13 protein-coding genes and 3 pseudogenes are annotated in these 14,997 nt (G+C 50.5%); 15 read left to right on the top strand and 1 reads right to left on the bottom strand.

Translation table 11 applies throughout. The annotated features are described in order from the left end of the window. The first annotated feature begins 62 nt into the window (after nt 1–62). The 6 genes and pseudogenes from PXH59_RS15550 (at nt 63) to PXH59_RS15525 (ending at nt 5,181) form a co-directional block, all read left to right on the top strand. A complete protein-coding gene (locus PXH59_RS15550; RefSeq protein ID WP_047766393.1) occupies nt 63–1,253 on the top strand; it encodes a YhfX family PLP-dependent enzyme in 1,191 nt (396 codons plus the stop codon). A gap of 89 nt (nt 1,254–1,342) precedes the next feature. Then, nucleotides 1,343–2,251, top strand: a complete 909-nt coding sequence (locus tag PXH59_RS15545) for a phosphotriesterase-related protein (RefSeq protein WP_434223323.1) — start codon at nt 1,343–1,345, stop codon at nt 2,249–2,251. A gap of 86 nt (nt 2,252–2,337) precedes the next feature. Beyond that, nucleotides 2,338–2,700, top strand: coding sequence for a DUF2620 domain-containing protein (locus PXH59_RS15540; protein ID WP_285809060.1), 363 nt, complete (start codon nt 2,338–2,340; stop codon nt 2,698–2,700). A gap of 10 nt (nt 2,701–2,710) precedes the next feature. Then, nucleotides 2,711–3,100, top strand: a pseudogene (locus PXH59_RS15535) (YhfT family protein); the annotation flags it as partial. Next, complete coding sequence (locus tag PXH59_RS15530; protein ID WP_352232093.1) at nt 3,069–4,061, top strand: YhfT family protein; 993 nt, start codon at nt 3,069–3,071, stop codon at nt 4,059–4,061. The pseudogene PXH59_RS15535 and the gene PXH59_RS15530, both read left to right, overlap by 32 nt. A 34-nt stretch (nt 4,062–4,095) precedes the next feature. Further along, nucleotides 4,096–5,181, top strand: coding sequence for an aminotransferase class V-fold PLP-dependent enzyme (locus PXH59_RS15525; RefSeq protein WP_285811798.1), 1,086 nt, complete (start codon nt 4,096–4,098; stop codon nt 5,179–5,181). Between the two features lie 81 nt (nt 5,182–5,262). On the opposite strand, the gene paaZ is transcribed toward PXH59_RS15525, so the two are convergent. Then, entirely contained in the window at nt 5,263–7,329 is a 2,067-nt protein-coding gene (paaZ, locus tag PXH59_RS15520; protein ID WP_285809059.1) for a phenylacetic acid degradation bifunctional protein PaaZ, read from the bottom strand. Nucleotides 7,330–7,657: 328 nt separating this feature from the next. Here paaZ and paaA point away from each other — a divergent pair, with 328 nt between their 5' ends. From paaA to paaI, 9 genes and pseudogenes are all read left to right on the top strand, one after another. Then, nucleotides 7,658–8,599: a 1,2-phenylacetyl-CoA epoxidase subunit PaaA gene (gene paaA, locus PXH59_RS15515; protein ID WP_285809058.1), complete on the top strand. Its 942-nt coding sequence runs from the start codon at nt 7,658–7,660 to the stop codon at nt 8,597–8,599. Between the two features lie 40 nt (nt 8,600–8,639). Next, a complete protein-coding gene (gene paaB / locus PXH59_RS15510; RefSeq protein WP_047766388.1) occupies nt 8,640–8,927 on the top strand; it encodes a 1,2-phenylacetyl-CoA epoxidase subunit PaaB in 288 nt (95 codons plus the stop codon). Nucleotides 8,928–8,938: 11 nt separating this feature from the next. Further along, complete coding sequence (gene paaC / locus PXH59_RS15505) at nt 8,939–9,730, top strand: 1,2-phenylacetyl-CoA epoxidase subunit PaaC (protein ID WP_285809057.1); 792 nt, start codon at nt 8,939–8,941, stop codon at nt 9,728–9,730. A 27-nt stretch (nt 9,731–9,757) separates the two neighbouring features. Continuing rightward, nucleotides 9,758–10,276 carry a 1,2-phenylacetyl-CoA epoxidase subunit PaaD gene (paaD, locus tag PXH59_RS15500; RefSeq protein WP_285809056.1) on the top strand — a complete coding sequence of 173 codons (519 nt, stop codon included), beginning with the start codon at nt 9,758–9,760 and terminating at the stop codon, nt 10,274–10,276. A 42-nt stretch (nt 10,277–10,318) separates the two neighbouring features. Next, nucleotides 10,319–11,407 carry a 1,2-phenylacetyl-CoA epoxidase subunit PaaE gene (gene paaE / locus PXH59_RS15495; RefSeq protein ID WP_285809055.1) on the top strand — a complete coding sequence of 363 codons (1,089 nt, stop codon included), beginning with the start codon at nt 10,319–10,321 and terminating at the stop codon, nt 11,405–11,407. Between the two features lie 9 nt (nt 11,408–11,416). Continuing rightward, on the top strand, nt 11,417–12,190 hold the full coding sequence (gene paaF, locus PXH59_RS15490; RefSeq protein ID WP_285809054.1) for a 2,3-dehydroadipyl-CoA hydratase PaaF: 774 nt from the start codon (nt 11,417–11,419) through the stop codon (nt 12,188–12,190). A 3-nt stretch (nt 12,191–12,193) separates the two neighbouring features. Beyond that, a complete protein-coding gene (gene paaG, locus PXH59_RS15485) occupies nt 12,194–12,991 on the top strand; it encodes a 2-(1,2-epoxy-1,2-dihydrophenyl)acetyl-CoA isomerase PaaG (RefSeq protein WP_285809053.1) in 798 nt (265 codons plus the stop codon). A 2-nt stretch (nt 12,992–12,993) separates the two neighbouring features. Further along, a pseudogene (locus tag PXH59_RS15480) lies at nt 12,994–14,607 on the top strand (3-hydroxyacyl-CoA dehydrogenase). Then, nucleotides 14,492–14,989: pseudogene (gene paaI, locus PXH59_RS20125) on the top strand (hydroxyphenylacetyl-CoA thioesterase PaaI); the annotation flags it as partial. The pseudogenes PXH59_RS15480 and paaI, both read left to right, overlap by 116 nt. Nucleotides 14,990–14,997: the final 8 nt, after the last annotated feature.

Genomic DNA, 14,997 nt, shown 5'->3' with positions numbered 1-14,997 from the left:
TATCTGTAAAAATGTTGATTTCACACAGCCTGGCTGCTTTGCAGCTATAAAAAGGGAGTCCTATGTTTATTGAGGCATTAAAAAAACAGAACCCCGAATTGATTGAAGTTGCAAAAAACCTTTGGCAACAAGGTGTAATCTTGCCAGATACCTACATCATCGACGTCGATCAGGTTTTGGACAATGGTCGGCGTTTGCTGCAAACCGCAGAGCGGTATGACATTGAACTCTATTTGATGACCAAACAAATTGGACGTAACCCATGGCTGACCAAGAAATTGATTGAACTCGGTTATCGCGGTGTCGTGGCTGTCGATTTCAGGGAAGCGTATAGCCTAAGCCAGCATGGTATTCCACTGTGCCACATCGGCCATTTAGTGCAGACCCCAACCCATTTGATAGAAACCATGCTCAAGCATAGTCCGAGTATCATTACCGTATTTTCCCTTGAAAAAGCCCAGGCTATTTCGGATATTGCGGAGAAATTGGGGCGAATTCAGCCCATCATGCTGAAAATATTTGATAAACGAGATATCGCCTTTCCCGGCCAAGAAGCCGGGATCGCCTTTGATGAGTTAGATACCGTCGTGGATGCCTTAAAACACATGCCAGGCATCAAATTGAGCGGACTGACGCATTTTCCTTGCCTGGCATGGGATCCCCGCTATCAGATAACCTTACCTACCACCAATTTGCTCACCCTCATTCGTGCACGAAACCGACTGGAACAACTCGGCATCAAACTTGCGCAAATTAATGCTCCGGCGGCCTCAAGCTGCAACACCATACCCTTACTGGCCAAATACGGGGCTACCCACCTGGAGCCGGGCCATGCCCTGACCGGAACCATTCCCGCTAACTTCTGTGGCCGAGAACCAGAACATATTGCAATGGTCTATCTCACAGAAATTTCCCATCACCACAGTGGCCATAGTTACTGCTATGGTGGCGGCTATTATAAACGCGGGCAGATGAAACATGCATTGGTTCTCCCTGAACGCACCCTCCCTCCAGGCATTACCCTGGCTAAAAAAGTACGCATACTGCGTCTGGGTGAACCCTGCATTGACTACCACCTCCCATTAGCAGGCATTCATCCTATTGGTAGCCCAGTGATAATGTGTTTTCGCCCTCAGATTTTCATAACGCGCAGCGATGTTGCCCTTGTCTCAGGTATTCAGTCTGGCTCTCCAAAACTTGAAGGTATTTATGACAGTCAAGGCAATTGGAAAAATAGTGGTTATTGTGACTAATCCCCCGACAAAGGTATTACAAATAAGATCATTCCATCGTTAAATAATATTATTTTCGCTATAACGGAATTACCGCATGATCCGGCCGTTTGGCAATAAAGGCAAATAACTTGATTGATGTTTCAGGCTACACCTATGTACATGAACACTTGCATATCGATCTCTCTGATGTGAAAGGAAATCTGGATTGTCGATTGGATCAATACGATCTGATCGTAGGAGAACTTCGTTACCTCTACATCCTTGGGGTAAGAAACATCGTGGAGATGACCAATCGTTACATGGGGCGCAACGCCGCTTTTCTGTTGGATCTGATGCGTGATACCCGTATCAATATCATTGCCTCGACGGGCTACTATAAACAATCATTCTTCCCGGCTCATTTCGGAGAGTTAAGTGTACAGGCTATCGCCGATGACATGATCGCTGAAATTGAAATTGGCATTGATGGCACCGCATTAAAAGCAGGGGTCATTGCAGAAATTGGTTCTAGTCTCGATCAAATTACGAAAGATGAGCAAAAGGTGTTCACTGCTGCGGCATTGGCACACCAGGCTACAGGCTGTCCCATTTCCACCCACACGACATTAAGCACAATGGGACGTGAGCAGTTGGCGCTGCTAAAGAAGTCTGGTGTTTCTCCTGAATATGTGGCTATCGGTCATTGTGATCTGAGAGATAACCTGGACACCATTATTCCGCTGCTAGAAGCCGGAGCATGGGTACAATTCGATACAATCGGCAAGAATAATTACTACCCCGACAGCCGACGCATAACCCTGTTGCAAGAGGTTGCCAAGCGTAGGTTGCTTGATCGGGTCATGCTTTCCCAAGATATCACGCGTCGATCTCATTTGAAAAACAATGGGGGCAATGGCTTCGATTACTTGCTAACCGTATTCGTTCCCATGTTACTGGAAGCGGGTTTTTGCCAAAAACAGATAGACCAAATGCTGCGTGATAACCCTGCACAATTTTTCCAAGGTAAGATTAAATAAATCTCTAAAACAGAATATTAATTCTAAAAACCTGGCTTTTTCAAAAAGCAATCCGATATGAAGATACAAAAGAGAGGGATAACAACATGAAATTTGTCGTTGGTGGACAAATAGAGAAACAGGCAATAGCCGAAGGTATTCGTCAATTAGCAGGCGATAAAGCCACCGCCATTACCATTATGAATGATATTGATGCGGCGATGGCAATTAAAAATGGCGAAGCGGATTACTATTTTGGCGCGTGCAATACGGGTGGAGGAGGTGCGCTGGCAATGGCAATTGCTCTTATTGGACTAAACCAATGTGCCACCATCGGAATGCCGGGAAAAATCCTGTCTAATGACGAGATCATCGCCCATGTGAAAGCAGGCAAGAAAGCATTTGGTTTTACCGGCCAGGATATTGATATCGTCCTTCCTGTGATCATCAATACCATCATCTCACTGTAAGGAGGCAATCATGCAACATTTCCATGATTTCCTGCTGAGATTGATGGAAGTCGACCCTTTTAAAGCCGGGTTATTGGCAACCATTGGTGCCATTGCCGCGATGATGGCAAACCGGGGTATCGCCGTATTCCACGATGGCCTGCGGCCACTTTTGCCGGAATACCTTGAAGGTCGCATGAGCCGCAAAACGCTTGCCGCAACCAGTTTCGCCCTGAGCATCGGTTTGGTTGTCGGTTTCGGCATTCCCTTTTCACTCACTGCCCCCATTGTTTTGGTTCACAGCCTGTTACTCGGTACAGACATGATCGGGATTTGGTGTGCCAACAGCCGGAGAGGTTTTATCACCTCAGGCATCATTGGTGCCTTATATGCCATCGCGTTGCTGGCTGGTCTGCGTTCGGTGGTGGAACTGTTTGCCATGCTGCCCGTCAATTTCACCGATGACCTCAAAAAAAGTGGGCGATCCGATTGTGGCCTGTTTTGCCCTGTTTCCTGCGATGGTCGTCGGTTATCAATATGGCTATCGCAAAGGGCTTTTAGTCATGTTCACCGCACTGATCGGCTATCTGGCAACCAAGGCCATTGGCCCATTGAGCTTTGGGGGGATGATCGAAAAACCCGTCAGCATTGACCCTAACGGTGCTGCACTATTGCTGTCGATGATTGCCATGTTCTACTTTGCAATGCGTGAGCGCCCAACGCAGACAGCGGAGCAAAAAGGCACCAACGAGGTCTTAGTCGGCCTGTTTTCAACCCGCATAGCGCGTATCCAAAAAAACAAATGGCTGTTAATCCTGTGCGGTGGCCTGACCGCCAGTGCAGCCACCATGTCTTTTAGCCTGCTGGCGGAAGGGCCTGTTTCCCTGCAACTCATGGCACAAGGTGAGCAGACCAATGCACTACTGGTAGCACTGGCACGTGCCATTAGCTTTATCCCGTTAGTGGGCACGACAGCTATCGCCACCGGCGTTTATAGCCCAAATGGCATGAAATTTGTGTTTGTGGCAGGGTTAGCCACTAACAACCCGTGGATGGCCTTTATCACGGGCGGTATCACCATGTTTATTGAAATCCAGCTACTGGCAAGAATCGCTATCTGGTTGGATAAATACCCTGGCGTGAAAGCGTGCAGCGGACATATTCGTACCGCAATCACCAAAATGCTCGAAGTTGCCTTGCTGGTGGGTGCCATGATTGCTTCCAACGCCATTCTGCCGGGTATGGGCTTTATGATCGTGGCGGGTATCTACCTGCTTAACCGTACATCCAAACGTCCTTTAGTAGAAATGGCTATCGGCCCAATCGCAACAATCATGGTGGGTATTCTGGCAAACGTGCTCTTTCTGCTGGGAATAAAATAAGAAAATGCAAACCGATCCATTGAAAACCGATCCATTGAAAACCGCTCCATTGCAAAGCATGACGATGGCGCAAGCGCAACAGCAACAATTCAGGCTGGTTGATATTATCTGTCGCCACTTTCCTGGTGCTGATTTTCTTTCGCAAGGCGATCTGGGCTTAGTCCCAGATCTTCACCAACCACGGATGACCCGACGCATTGAAACGGTGATTGCGGCGTTTTTTGGTGCTGAAACCGCCGCTTTTGTCAATGGAGCAGGAACAGGCGCATTACGCGCTGGGCTGGCCGCTTTGGTCAGCCCTAATTCAACGTTACTTGTGCATAATGCACCGATTTATCCCACAACCCGGGCATCAATTGAACAAATGGGGCTTCGTGTCGTTCAGGCAGATTTCAACCACACAAAGCAAATTGTGGCCGCCATTGAGCAATACCAACCCGCAGCCAGTCTTGTCCAACATACACGCCAGAAAATGTCTGACCGTTATTCCCTGCAAGAGGTTATCCGCACCCTGAATCAATATGACATTCCTTCATTGGTCGATGATAACTACGCGGCGATGAAAGTGGCACATATCGGTTGTCAATATGGTGCAACCCTTTCCACATTCTCTTGCTTCAAATTATTGGGACCACAAGGCGTTGGGTTAATTGTAGGAAAACAGGCAATTATTGATAATCTACGCCACAGCATGTACTCCGGTGGCTGCCAGATACAAGGTTATCAGGCTATGGAAGCGTTGCGCGGTATGGTATTCGCGCCAGTGATGCACGCAGTGCAAGCAGAAGTGAATAACGAACTGGTGACCCGTCTGAACCAAGGGGAGTTACCACAGGTAAAACACGCCTTTCTCGCCAATGCACAATCAAAAGTATTATTAGTGGAATTTCACGATCCCATTGCAGAAAGCGTACTCACCACAGCCCATACACTCGGTGCACTCCCTTATCCGGTAGGTGCAGAGTCAAAGTTTGAAATTCCGCCCCTGTTTTACCGCATTTCCGGTACCTTCCGTCAGGCAGATCCCACCCTGGAACAGCGCATGATCCGCATCAATCCCAACCGTAGCGGCGCAGATACCGTTATGCGCATTTTACGGGAAAGCTGTCAGTTGAAATAAACGGCCTGAGAATTACCGCTGCCCTTGCCTTTGGCAAATACCCTCAGGCTCTTCTGTTCCCTTGACTCAACAACGCGCCTCCTAAGCCGCAAAATCCCCTTGCTGCCGTTCCACTAAAGTCAGAATGCTATAAAGCGCCACCGGCTGTTGCTCCTGATTCAGCACCTGAACATCCCACACCACCACCCCATGTGGTTTATCTTCTGGCGTCTTCTGGACTTTTTTAATCTTCTTCTTGCAGGTCAAACGAACCTGAATGGTATCGCCAATCTTGACCGGCTCAATGAAGCGCAGGTTTTCCATACCGTAGTTGGCAAGTACCGGCCCTACCGCACCATCAACGAACAAGCCCGCCGCAGCCGATACGATAAAATAACCATGTGCCACACGCTCGCCAAACAAGGATTCAGCCGCGCCGATTTTATCCATGTGGGCGTAAAAATGATCGCCACTCAGGCAGGCGAAATTCACGATATCCGCTTCCGTCACCGTCCGGCGAGCCGTCAGCAAACTTTCACCCATTTCAATTTGTTCAAAGTACTTGCGGAATGGATGAATCGGCCCTTCTTTCACTTTCGCGCCACGAACCCACTCACGGCCAATCGCGGCCAGCATACTGGGGCTGCTTTGGATCGCTGTGCGCTGCATATAATGTTTCACAGCACGCAAGCCACCCAACTCTTCTCCGCCACCGGCACGCCCTGGGCCACCATGTACCAGCATGGGCAGCGGGGAGCCGTGTCCCGTGGACTCCGCAGACGCCGCTTCATCCAGCACCAGCATCCGACCATGCGCACAGGCTGTCGCCCGGATCACCTGTACGGCAATCTGTTCATCTGCCGTCACCAGTGAGCCAGCCAGACTCCCCTGTCCCATCATCGCCAATGCAATCGCCTGCCCGGTATCCTGATACGCCATTAACGTGGCCACCGGCCCAAAGGCTTCGGTGCCGTGTACCACCTGATTGGTCATTGGATCTGCACAGTAGAGCAATGTCGGCGGGTAGAAGGCACCATGACGGTTGTTATTGCCTGCCAGCACCCATTTATCCAGTGAACCACCACATAAAACCTCGCAACCACTATTGCGCAATTCGTTGACCTTCGCCTGCACCTCATCACGCTGTTCCCGATTAATCAACGCCCCCATGCGCACTTCCGGCAAAGCAGGATCACCAACTACCACGCCAGATAGCCGTTTAAGTAGTGCTTGTTTGACCGCTTCCATTTGGCTGGCGGGCACAATAACACGCCGGATAGCCGTACATTTCTGGCCGGCTTTTACCGTCATTTCACGAACGACTTCCTTGATGAAAACGCCAAATTCTGGCATGTCAGGTGTCACATCCGCGCCTAAAATGCAGCAGTTAAGCGAATCCGCTTCCATCGTAAAAGGAATGGATTTTTCTATCAGCCGAGGATGGACCCGCAACTTTTGCCCCGTTTTAGCCGAACCGGTAAACGTCACCGCATCCTGATAATCGAGATGATCAAACAGATCACCAATGCCACCGCAGATCAATTGCAACGCCCCTTCCGGCACCAGACCGCTATCGATGATCATGCTCACCATCGCCTGTGTCAGTTGGGCGGATGCCGTGGCAGGCTTGATAATCGCTGGCATGCCTGCCATCCACGTCGGTGCCAGTTTTTCCAGCATCCCCCAACACGGAAAGTTAAACGCATTGATATGCAGTGCAACACCGGGACGGGAAGTCAGCACATGGCGTGCCACAAACTGGGACTGTTTAGACAGCGGGATCATCTCATCTTCCGGCCACAGGGTATCATCCGGCAATTCACGCCCGGCTAACCCGGCATAGGAGAACAGAGTAGCTACGCCCCCCTCAATATCCACCCAGCTATCCGCACGGGTTGCACCTGTTTCTGTGGAAATGGCATACAGGGCTTCTTTGTTGGCGAGCAGGTGTTTTGCAACTGCTTTCATCATCTGCGCACGTTGCTGGAACGTCATCGCAGCCAGCACCTTTCCGCCTTTTTCACGGGCGTAGCCTAAACTTTCTGCCAAGGACAAACCTTCTGAAGAGACCTGATACAAAGCTTCGCCGCTGATTGCATGATAAATAGTTCTGGGATCACCGTGCCCATAAACCCAGGCACCACAAATGTAACTCGTTAACTGTTGCATTTTTTTCTCCACCGATTTAATCCATGAAACAATCATTAAGTAATGAAAGGCCATTTATGTATCACATATATGATTGACAAAACCACCCATAAAATTAACAAAAAACAAACATCCTCACCTGATCACTTGTTAATATTTATCCCATCGCTAAATAAAAATAATTAATCAATTGTTTTATAACGAATAAAAATTAATATTGTGATATGAACAACAAATACACAATTTTTGTGTTTGCTATTTTTGTTATCAGTTTGTAGATTTGCAGTTATGTAAAGTGATTCATTTTTATATCTTATCTCATAAAATAAGAATCATAATGGAGTCGCACATGACAACAGATCCGCGTCAGGTGAGCTTTGAGGCAAAAATAGCGGCCGATCTCTCGATCGAGGCTAAAGATTGGATGCCCGAAGCCTATCGCCAAACCCTGATACGCCAAATCGGCCAACACGCACACTCGGAAGTCGTCGGCATGTTACCGGAAGCCAATTGGATCACCCGTGCCCCGACCCTGCGTCGCAAGACCATATTGCTGGCGAAAGTCCAGGATGAAGCCGGGCACGGGCTGTATCTCTACAGCGCCGCTGAAACATTGGGCTGTTCCCGTCAGGATATCTACCAAAAGTTGTTGGATGGCAAGATGAAATATTCTTCAATCTTTAACTATCCCACCCTCAGTTGGGCTGATGTTGGTGTGATTGGCTGGCTGGTGGATGGTGCGGCAATTGTCAATCAGGTTGCCTTGTGCCGTGCCTCTTACGGTCCCTACGCCCGTGCGATGGTAAAAATCTGCAAGGAGGAAAGTTTCCACCAGCGGCAGGGCTATGAAGCGGTAACCGTGCTGGCGAATGGCAGCGAAGCCCAACGCGCCATGTTACAAGATTCTATCAACCGCTTCTGGTGGCCGACATTGATGATGTTTGGTCCCAATGACAGTGATTCCCCCAACAGCGCCCAGAGCATGGCATGGAAAATCAAGCGATTCAGTAATGATGAACTGCGGCAAAAATTCATCGACAACACCGTACCCCAGTTGGAAACCCTGGGTATGACAGCGCCCGATCCTGAATTAGCTTGGGATGAAACAACAGGCCATTACCGTTTTGGTGCAATCGACTGGGATGAATTTTATCAGGTGCTGAAAGGACAGGGGCTATGCAACCACGAACGGCTGGCAGCCAAACGCCGGGTCTGGAAAAAAGGAAGTTGGGTACGGGAAGCGGCGGCGGTTCACGCCGGGAAAATAGCCGCCAAAAATCGTGTCGCTTAGTACCTCGCGTTACTGAACCACCTTGAAGGGAGTAAATCTGATGAACGATACCGATTGGCCACTGTATGAAGTCTTTGTCCGCAGTAAACAGGGATTGGCGCACCGTCACGCCGGCAGCCTCCACGCGGCAGATGATCAAATGGCACTGGAAAACGCACGCGATGCCTACACCCGGCGCAACGAAGGCTGCTCCATCTGGGTAGTGAAATCCATCTATCTGGTAGCGTCACAACCGGAAGATCGTGGTGCTTTTTTCGAGCCATCGGAGGACAAAATTTACCGTCATCCCACGTTCTACGCCATTCCTGATGGCATCAAAAATATGTAGGGGACGAGAATATGCATACACATAGCGTTTCATCTCCCCGCCATTCCCTGTTAAACCACGCCCTGTTCAACTATGTCCTTCGTCAGGGAGATACCCCACTGATTCTGGCACAGCGCTTGTGCGCATGGTGTGGACATGCACCCGAACTGGAAATTGACCTTGCCCTGTCCAACATCGGACTCGACCTGTTGGGCCAGGCACGCCATTGCCTCAGTTATGCCGCCACCCTTGCAGGAACAGGGCTGGATGAAGATCATCTGGCATTTTCGCGTCATGAGCGCGAATTCTGCAATCTGTTGCTGGCAGAACAACCCAATGGTGGCTTTAATGACACCTTGGTACGCCAATTTTTTATTGATGCCTATCATGTTTTGCTGCATCAGGCGCTGGAGCAAAGTCGTGATCCCCAATTGGCAGCAATCAGTGCCAAATCGTTGAAGGAAGTGGAATATCACCTGCGCTTTAGCCGAGGCTGGATGATCAGATTAGGCGATGGAACAGCACTGAGCCACGAAAAAATCCAGCAGTCGATCAATCAACTGTGGCGCTTTACCGGCGAACTGTTCCATTGTGACGAAATCGAGCAGCAACTGGCAGAAGAAGGCATTGCCATTGATCCCCGCACCCTGCATGAACCGTGGCTGCACATCATCAACGAAACGTTCACCGAAGCCACGCTAGCAATGCCACAAGAGGTGCCTTATCGACATGGCGGAAAACAAGGGCTGCATACAGAGCATTTGGGATACATGTTGGCAGAAATGCAATACCTGCAACGCACCTACCCCAACTGCAACTGGTGACAATACGGATTGGTATAGGAGAAGATCATGGAACAGCAATGTAACCTTCGCTTCCATGCAGAGATACAACCGCCGGAAATTCATCAAATCTGGCAGTGTCTGCACCAAATTGCCGATCCAGAACTGCCCGCGCTCTCCATTACTGATCTTGGCATGATACGGGTCGTTACGCCGTTACAAAACGGCTGGCGGGTGACATTTACCCCAACCTATTCCGGCTGTCCTGCAACGGAGTACCTGATCGGAATCATTCAGGAAACACTGACACAAGCAGGCTTTGCGCCGGTGGATATCGAAGTAAGCCTGAACCCTGCGTGGACGACCGACTGGATAAATGCAGATGCCAAACAACGCTTGCGAGCAGCCGGTATTGCCCCTCCGCAGGGATTGGCTTGCGAAAAAACAGCGGATATGGTCCCCATTACCTGCCCGTACTGTGGCAGTCATAAAACAGAAACAATCAGCGAATTCGGTTCCACGGCCTGCAAAGCCCTCTATCGCTGTCGGGATTGTCTGGAACCCTTTGATTATTTCAAATGCATTTAACGAGGTGCACTTAACGAGGACGCACTTAACGAGGAACGTAAGATGTCCACTTTGCATCAAACACGCTCACATGGCTTTCATCGCTTAAGCATTGCTGCCATCGAACGGGAAACGCCGGATGCAGTGGTCGTCACCCTGCATATTCCCGCTGAACTGAAAAAACAGTTCTGCTATCACCCCGGCCAACACCTGACACTCAAGGCAAAAGTGAATCACGAAGAACTACGCCGCTGCTACTCTATCTGTAGCTCACCGTTGGATGATGTATTACAAATTGGTGTCAAAGCCATTCACCAGGGCCGTTTTTCGACCTTCATCAACCAACAATTAAAAGTCGGGGATGAGCTGGAAGTCATGCAGCCACAGGGCAATTTTGGCCATCACCCCAATACAGGCCAGCTGGGGCATTATCTGGCTATTGCCGCAGGGTCGGGTATCACGCCCATTTTATCGATCATCAAAAGTACGCTGGCATTAGAGCCTAATAGCACTTTTACACTTATTTATGGCAATCGCACCAGTCGCTCTGCCATGTTCAAAGAAGCGCTGGCCGATCTCAAAAATGGCTACCTGAGCCGTTTTCAGGTGCTGTACTTATTCAGTCAGGAAACCACTGATAGCCCATTGTTTAACGGACGTATTGATACTGAGCACCTAAACCACATCGGCAAAACCCTGCTCAATTTTACCCAATTTGACCATGCTTTTCTCTGTGGTCCGGAAGCCATGTTGGATGAGGCCCACTCTGCGCTGGAGCAGGCGGGGATACCGGTTAAACGCATCCATAGTGAACGTTTCAATACCGGACAAGCCACGGTAAATTCCCGCCCTGCCAATCTGGCAGAACGCAGTGAAACCCGTGTTGAGATCCATCTGGATGGCCGCATCCTCAACATTGCCATGAACGCCGAAGATGACAGCATCCTCGATGCCGCATTACGCCAGGGCGCAGACTTGCCCTACGCCTGCAAAGGCGGAGTATGCGCTACCTGTAAATGCCAGCTTAAAGCCGGCGAAGTAGATATGAGGGTGAACTACAGCCTTGAACCCGATCAATTGGCTGCCGGTTATATCTTGAGCTGCCAGTCATGGCCGAAAGGCGATGATGTCGTTGTCGATTTTGATGTCTGAGGAGCCACCATGAGTCAGGAATGGATTTTATGCCACCAGCAGCAAAGGGTGCGCACATTGACCCTAAACCGGCCAGAAGTGCGCAATGCCCTCAGTAATGATTGTCTGGAACAGCTCGTGCAGCAATTGGAACTTGCGGAGGCAGATAACGGTACAGGTGCCATTGTTATGACGGGAGCCGGGCGCTGTTTCGCGGCAGGTGCCGATCTGAGAGAACTACAACAACAAAACGTTGCTACAGCCATGACGGATCGCCGTCCACAGCTATGGCAACGTTTAAATAATATCAGCAAGCCCCTGATCGCTGCCGTCAATGGCTACGCACTTGGCGCTGGCTGCGAACTGGCATTGGCTTGTGATTTGGTGATTTGCGGAGAAAGCGCCCGTTTTGGCCTGCCAGAAATCACATTGGGGCTGATGCCGGGGGCGGGAGGAACACAACGGCTCATCCGCAGCGTCGGCAAAGCATTGGCTTACCAGATGGTCTTGACCGGCGAAGCTATCGATGCCCATCGTGCTCTGGGAGCGGGGCTGGTCAGCGAAGTGTGCCCTGATGCCCTGACACGAGAACGTGCAGAGCAGATCGCGCAACGCATCAGCGAATTTTCCCCTCTGGCCTTGCGGGCAGCCAAAGCAGCCCTCAAGTCCGCCCAAGAAACCAGCCTGTCACAAGGGCTACTCGCCGAACGCCAGCATTTTGTTACGTTGGCCGGCACAACCGATCGTCAGGAAGGCATCTCCGCCTTTCTGGAAAAACGTAAACCAACATTTAAAGGGTTCTGATCGATGGAAAACATGTCAACGGTACTGACTGATATACAAGCAGGTGTCCTTAGCATTACTCTCAACCGTCCAGAATGCCTCAATAGTTTTAACGAGGAGCTGCACCAACAATTAAGTCAGGCAATGGATATTGCTGAACAGGATGAGTCCGTACGCTGTGTCCGGCTCACCGGAGCCGGACGCGGCTTCTGTGCCGGACAAGATTTAAATGATCGCAATGTCGTTATCTCTGATGGCGGTATCCCTGATCTCGGCCTATCGGTTGAACGCTACTACAACCCGCTAATCCGGCGTATGACTTCTCTGCCTAAGCCCATTATCTGCGCCGTCAACGGTGTCGCGGCGGGGGCTGGTGTCTCCCTTGCTCTGGCCTGTGACATCGTTATCGCTTCCCGTACCGCTAGCTTTATTCAGGCTTTCTGCCGTATTGGCCTGACACCTGATTCTGGCGGTAGCTACTTCCTGCCTCATAAGATTGGGCAGGCGCGGGCGATGGGGATGGCGCTGTTGGGCGAAAAAATCAGCGCCGAACAAGCCCTGGATTGGGGAATGATCTGGCAAGTTGTTGAGCCTGAAGAGTTAGAAGACAAAACCCAGAAACTCGCCCGACACCTTGCTACCCAACCTACCCTGGCCCTTAGCTGCATCAAGCAAGCCACCTATGCCGCCGCAACCAATACGCTGGAGCAACAGCTTGCTCTCGAACGAGATTTACAACGCCGGTGCGGGCATAGCGAAGATTTCCGTGAAGGCGTTAATGCATTCATTGAAAAACGCCAGCCAATGTTCAAGGGGAAATGATCATGACCACGCCTCACCTCCACGGTCCCATAGCCGTTATCGGTGCGGGAACAATGGGCATCGGCATTGCCCAGGTTGCGGCTCAGGCAGGACATTCCGTCCTGCTGTTTGACAGCAACGGCGAAGCGGTCAGTCAGGCGCTGGATAGTTTACGCACCCGCCTGCATCAACGTGTCGCAGCAGGCAAAGCCGAAGCCAGCGCAACAGAAACCCTGTTACAACGCATCACTCAGGCGAATTCGTTACAGGCGTTGGCACCGTGTGGGCTGGTGATTGAAGCCATTATCGAACAACTGGCAGCTAAACAGGATCTCTTCCAGCAACTGGAATCCATTTGTTCACACCAAACCCTGTTTACCAGCAATACTTCATCATTGTCGATTACCGCCATTGCCCGTGTCCTGTCTGCGCCACAGCGCATGGCAGGGCTACATTTTTCAACCCAGCCCCCCTAATGAAGCTGGTGGAAATCGTGCAAGGTCTGGAAACTTCCCCCCAAACCGTGGCAACACTCAAAAACTTCGTAACTGGCTGGAAAAAACAACCGGTAATTTGCCGTTCTACGCCGGGGTTTATCGTCAATCGCATCGCCCGCCCATTCTATGCTGAAACCCTGCGTGCACTGGAAGAGCAGATTGCGACTCCCGCCACATTAGATGCCGTTCTCAAAGAATCGGGCGGTTTCGCTATGGGACCATTACAACTGATGGATTTGATCGGCCATGATATTAATTACGCCGTGACTGAATCCCTGTTTCAGGCTTTCCACTGTGATCCCCGCTTCCAGCCGTCACTGCGACAAAAAGAGCTGGTGGATGCCAATCATCTTGGGCGTAAACGCGGTCGTGGTTTTTACGCCTATGACATAACAGGAAGCGGCGGAAAAAAAAGAGACCCAGCCGCAACCCAAACTAGAACCGAAACACACCAAAGCACAAAAACAGCCAGTGCGGATCAAGGCGACAGGAAATTGGGCGGCATTGCCACACTTTGTTGCCCTGTTACAACACCCTAAGTTACAGCAATATGGAATCATCTTCGAAGAAAGCAAAAATGACCGATTCCACTCCCCGACCTTGCAGATTGATGACATTCTCTTGATTCTGACCAAAGGGAGAACCTGCGCCCAGATTGCCGATGAAGTCAGGGCACCCGTGGTGCAATTTGACCTTTCCGCCAATCACCAATCGGCTTCTGTCATGACACTCAGTGCTGCTTGCCAGAATACGCCTCAGCAAACCGCAAAGGTGATCGGTTTTCTGCAATCCCTCGGTAAGCAGGTCATTCTCCTGCCGGATTATCCCGCCCTGCTAACCATGCGTACCGTTGCTATGCTGTGCAACGAGGCACTGGATGCCATTAATAAAGGTATCGCCAACGCTGAAGATATCGATCTGGCGATGCGCTACGGTGTGAATTATCCCATCGGCCCGCTGGCATGGGGTGAACAGTTGGGTTGGAAACATATTCTCAGTACGCTGGAAAACTTGCAGAAGTTTTATGGGGAACCCCGTTACCGCCCAGCCCCCTTACTGCGCCAACTCGCGGCAGGGCATACCCAACTCCCCTACCAACAGGCTCAAAAACGCAAGAAAGGGGATGACCATGCAAAATAACGTTAACGCGGCTCGCCATCACATTGAAACTCTTTATGCCCAAGATGTCTGCGCCCAAAATATGGGAATACAGATTGAACATATCGATATCGGGTTGGCCCGACTCAGTATGAAAATCGTGCCTCACATGCTCAACGGTCATCACCGTTGTCACGGTGGTATTCTGTTCAGCCTGGCGGATACGGCTTTCGCCTATGCCTGTAACAGTGAAGGGCTGGCTGCGGTCGCTTCCAGAGGCAGCATTGATTTTATCCGTCCGGCATTAGTGGGTGATCAACTGACCGCCACCGCTTCCGTTCGGCATCAAGGTAAAAATACAGGCCTGTACGACGTGGAGATCATCAACCAAAACGGTAAAGTTGTGGCTTTTTTCCGTGGTTACTCCCATCG

The sequence above is a fragment of the Xenorhabdus bakwenae genome (assembly GCF_030272115.1).
Lineage (GTDB): Bacteria > Pseudomonadota > Gammaproteobacteria > Enterobacterales > Enterobacteriaceae > Xenorhabdus > Xenorhabdus bakwenae.
Note: the sequence above shows the minus strand (reverse complement) of the source record. Positions and strands in the feature narration are given on the sequence as shown.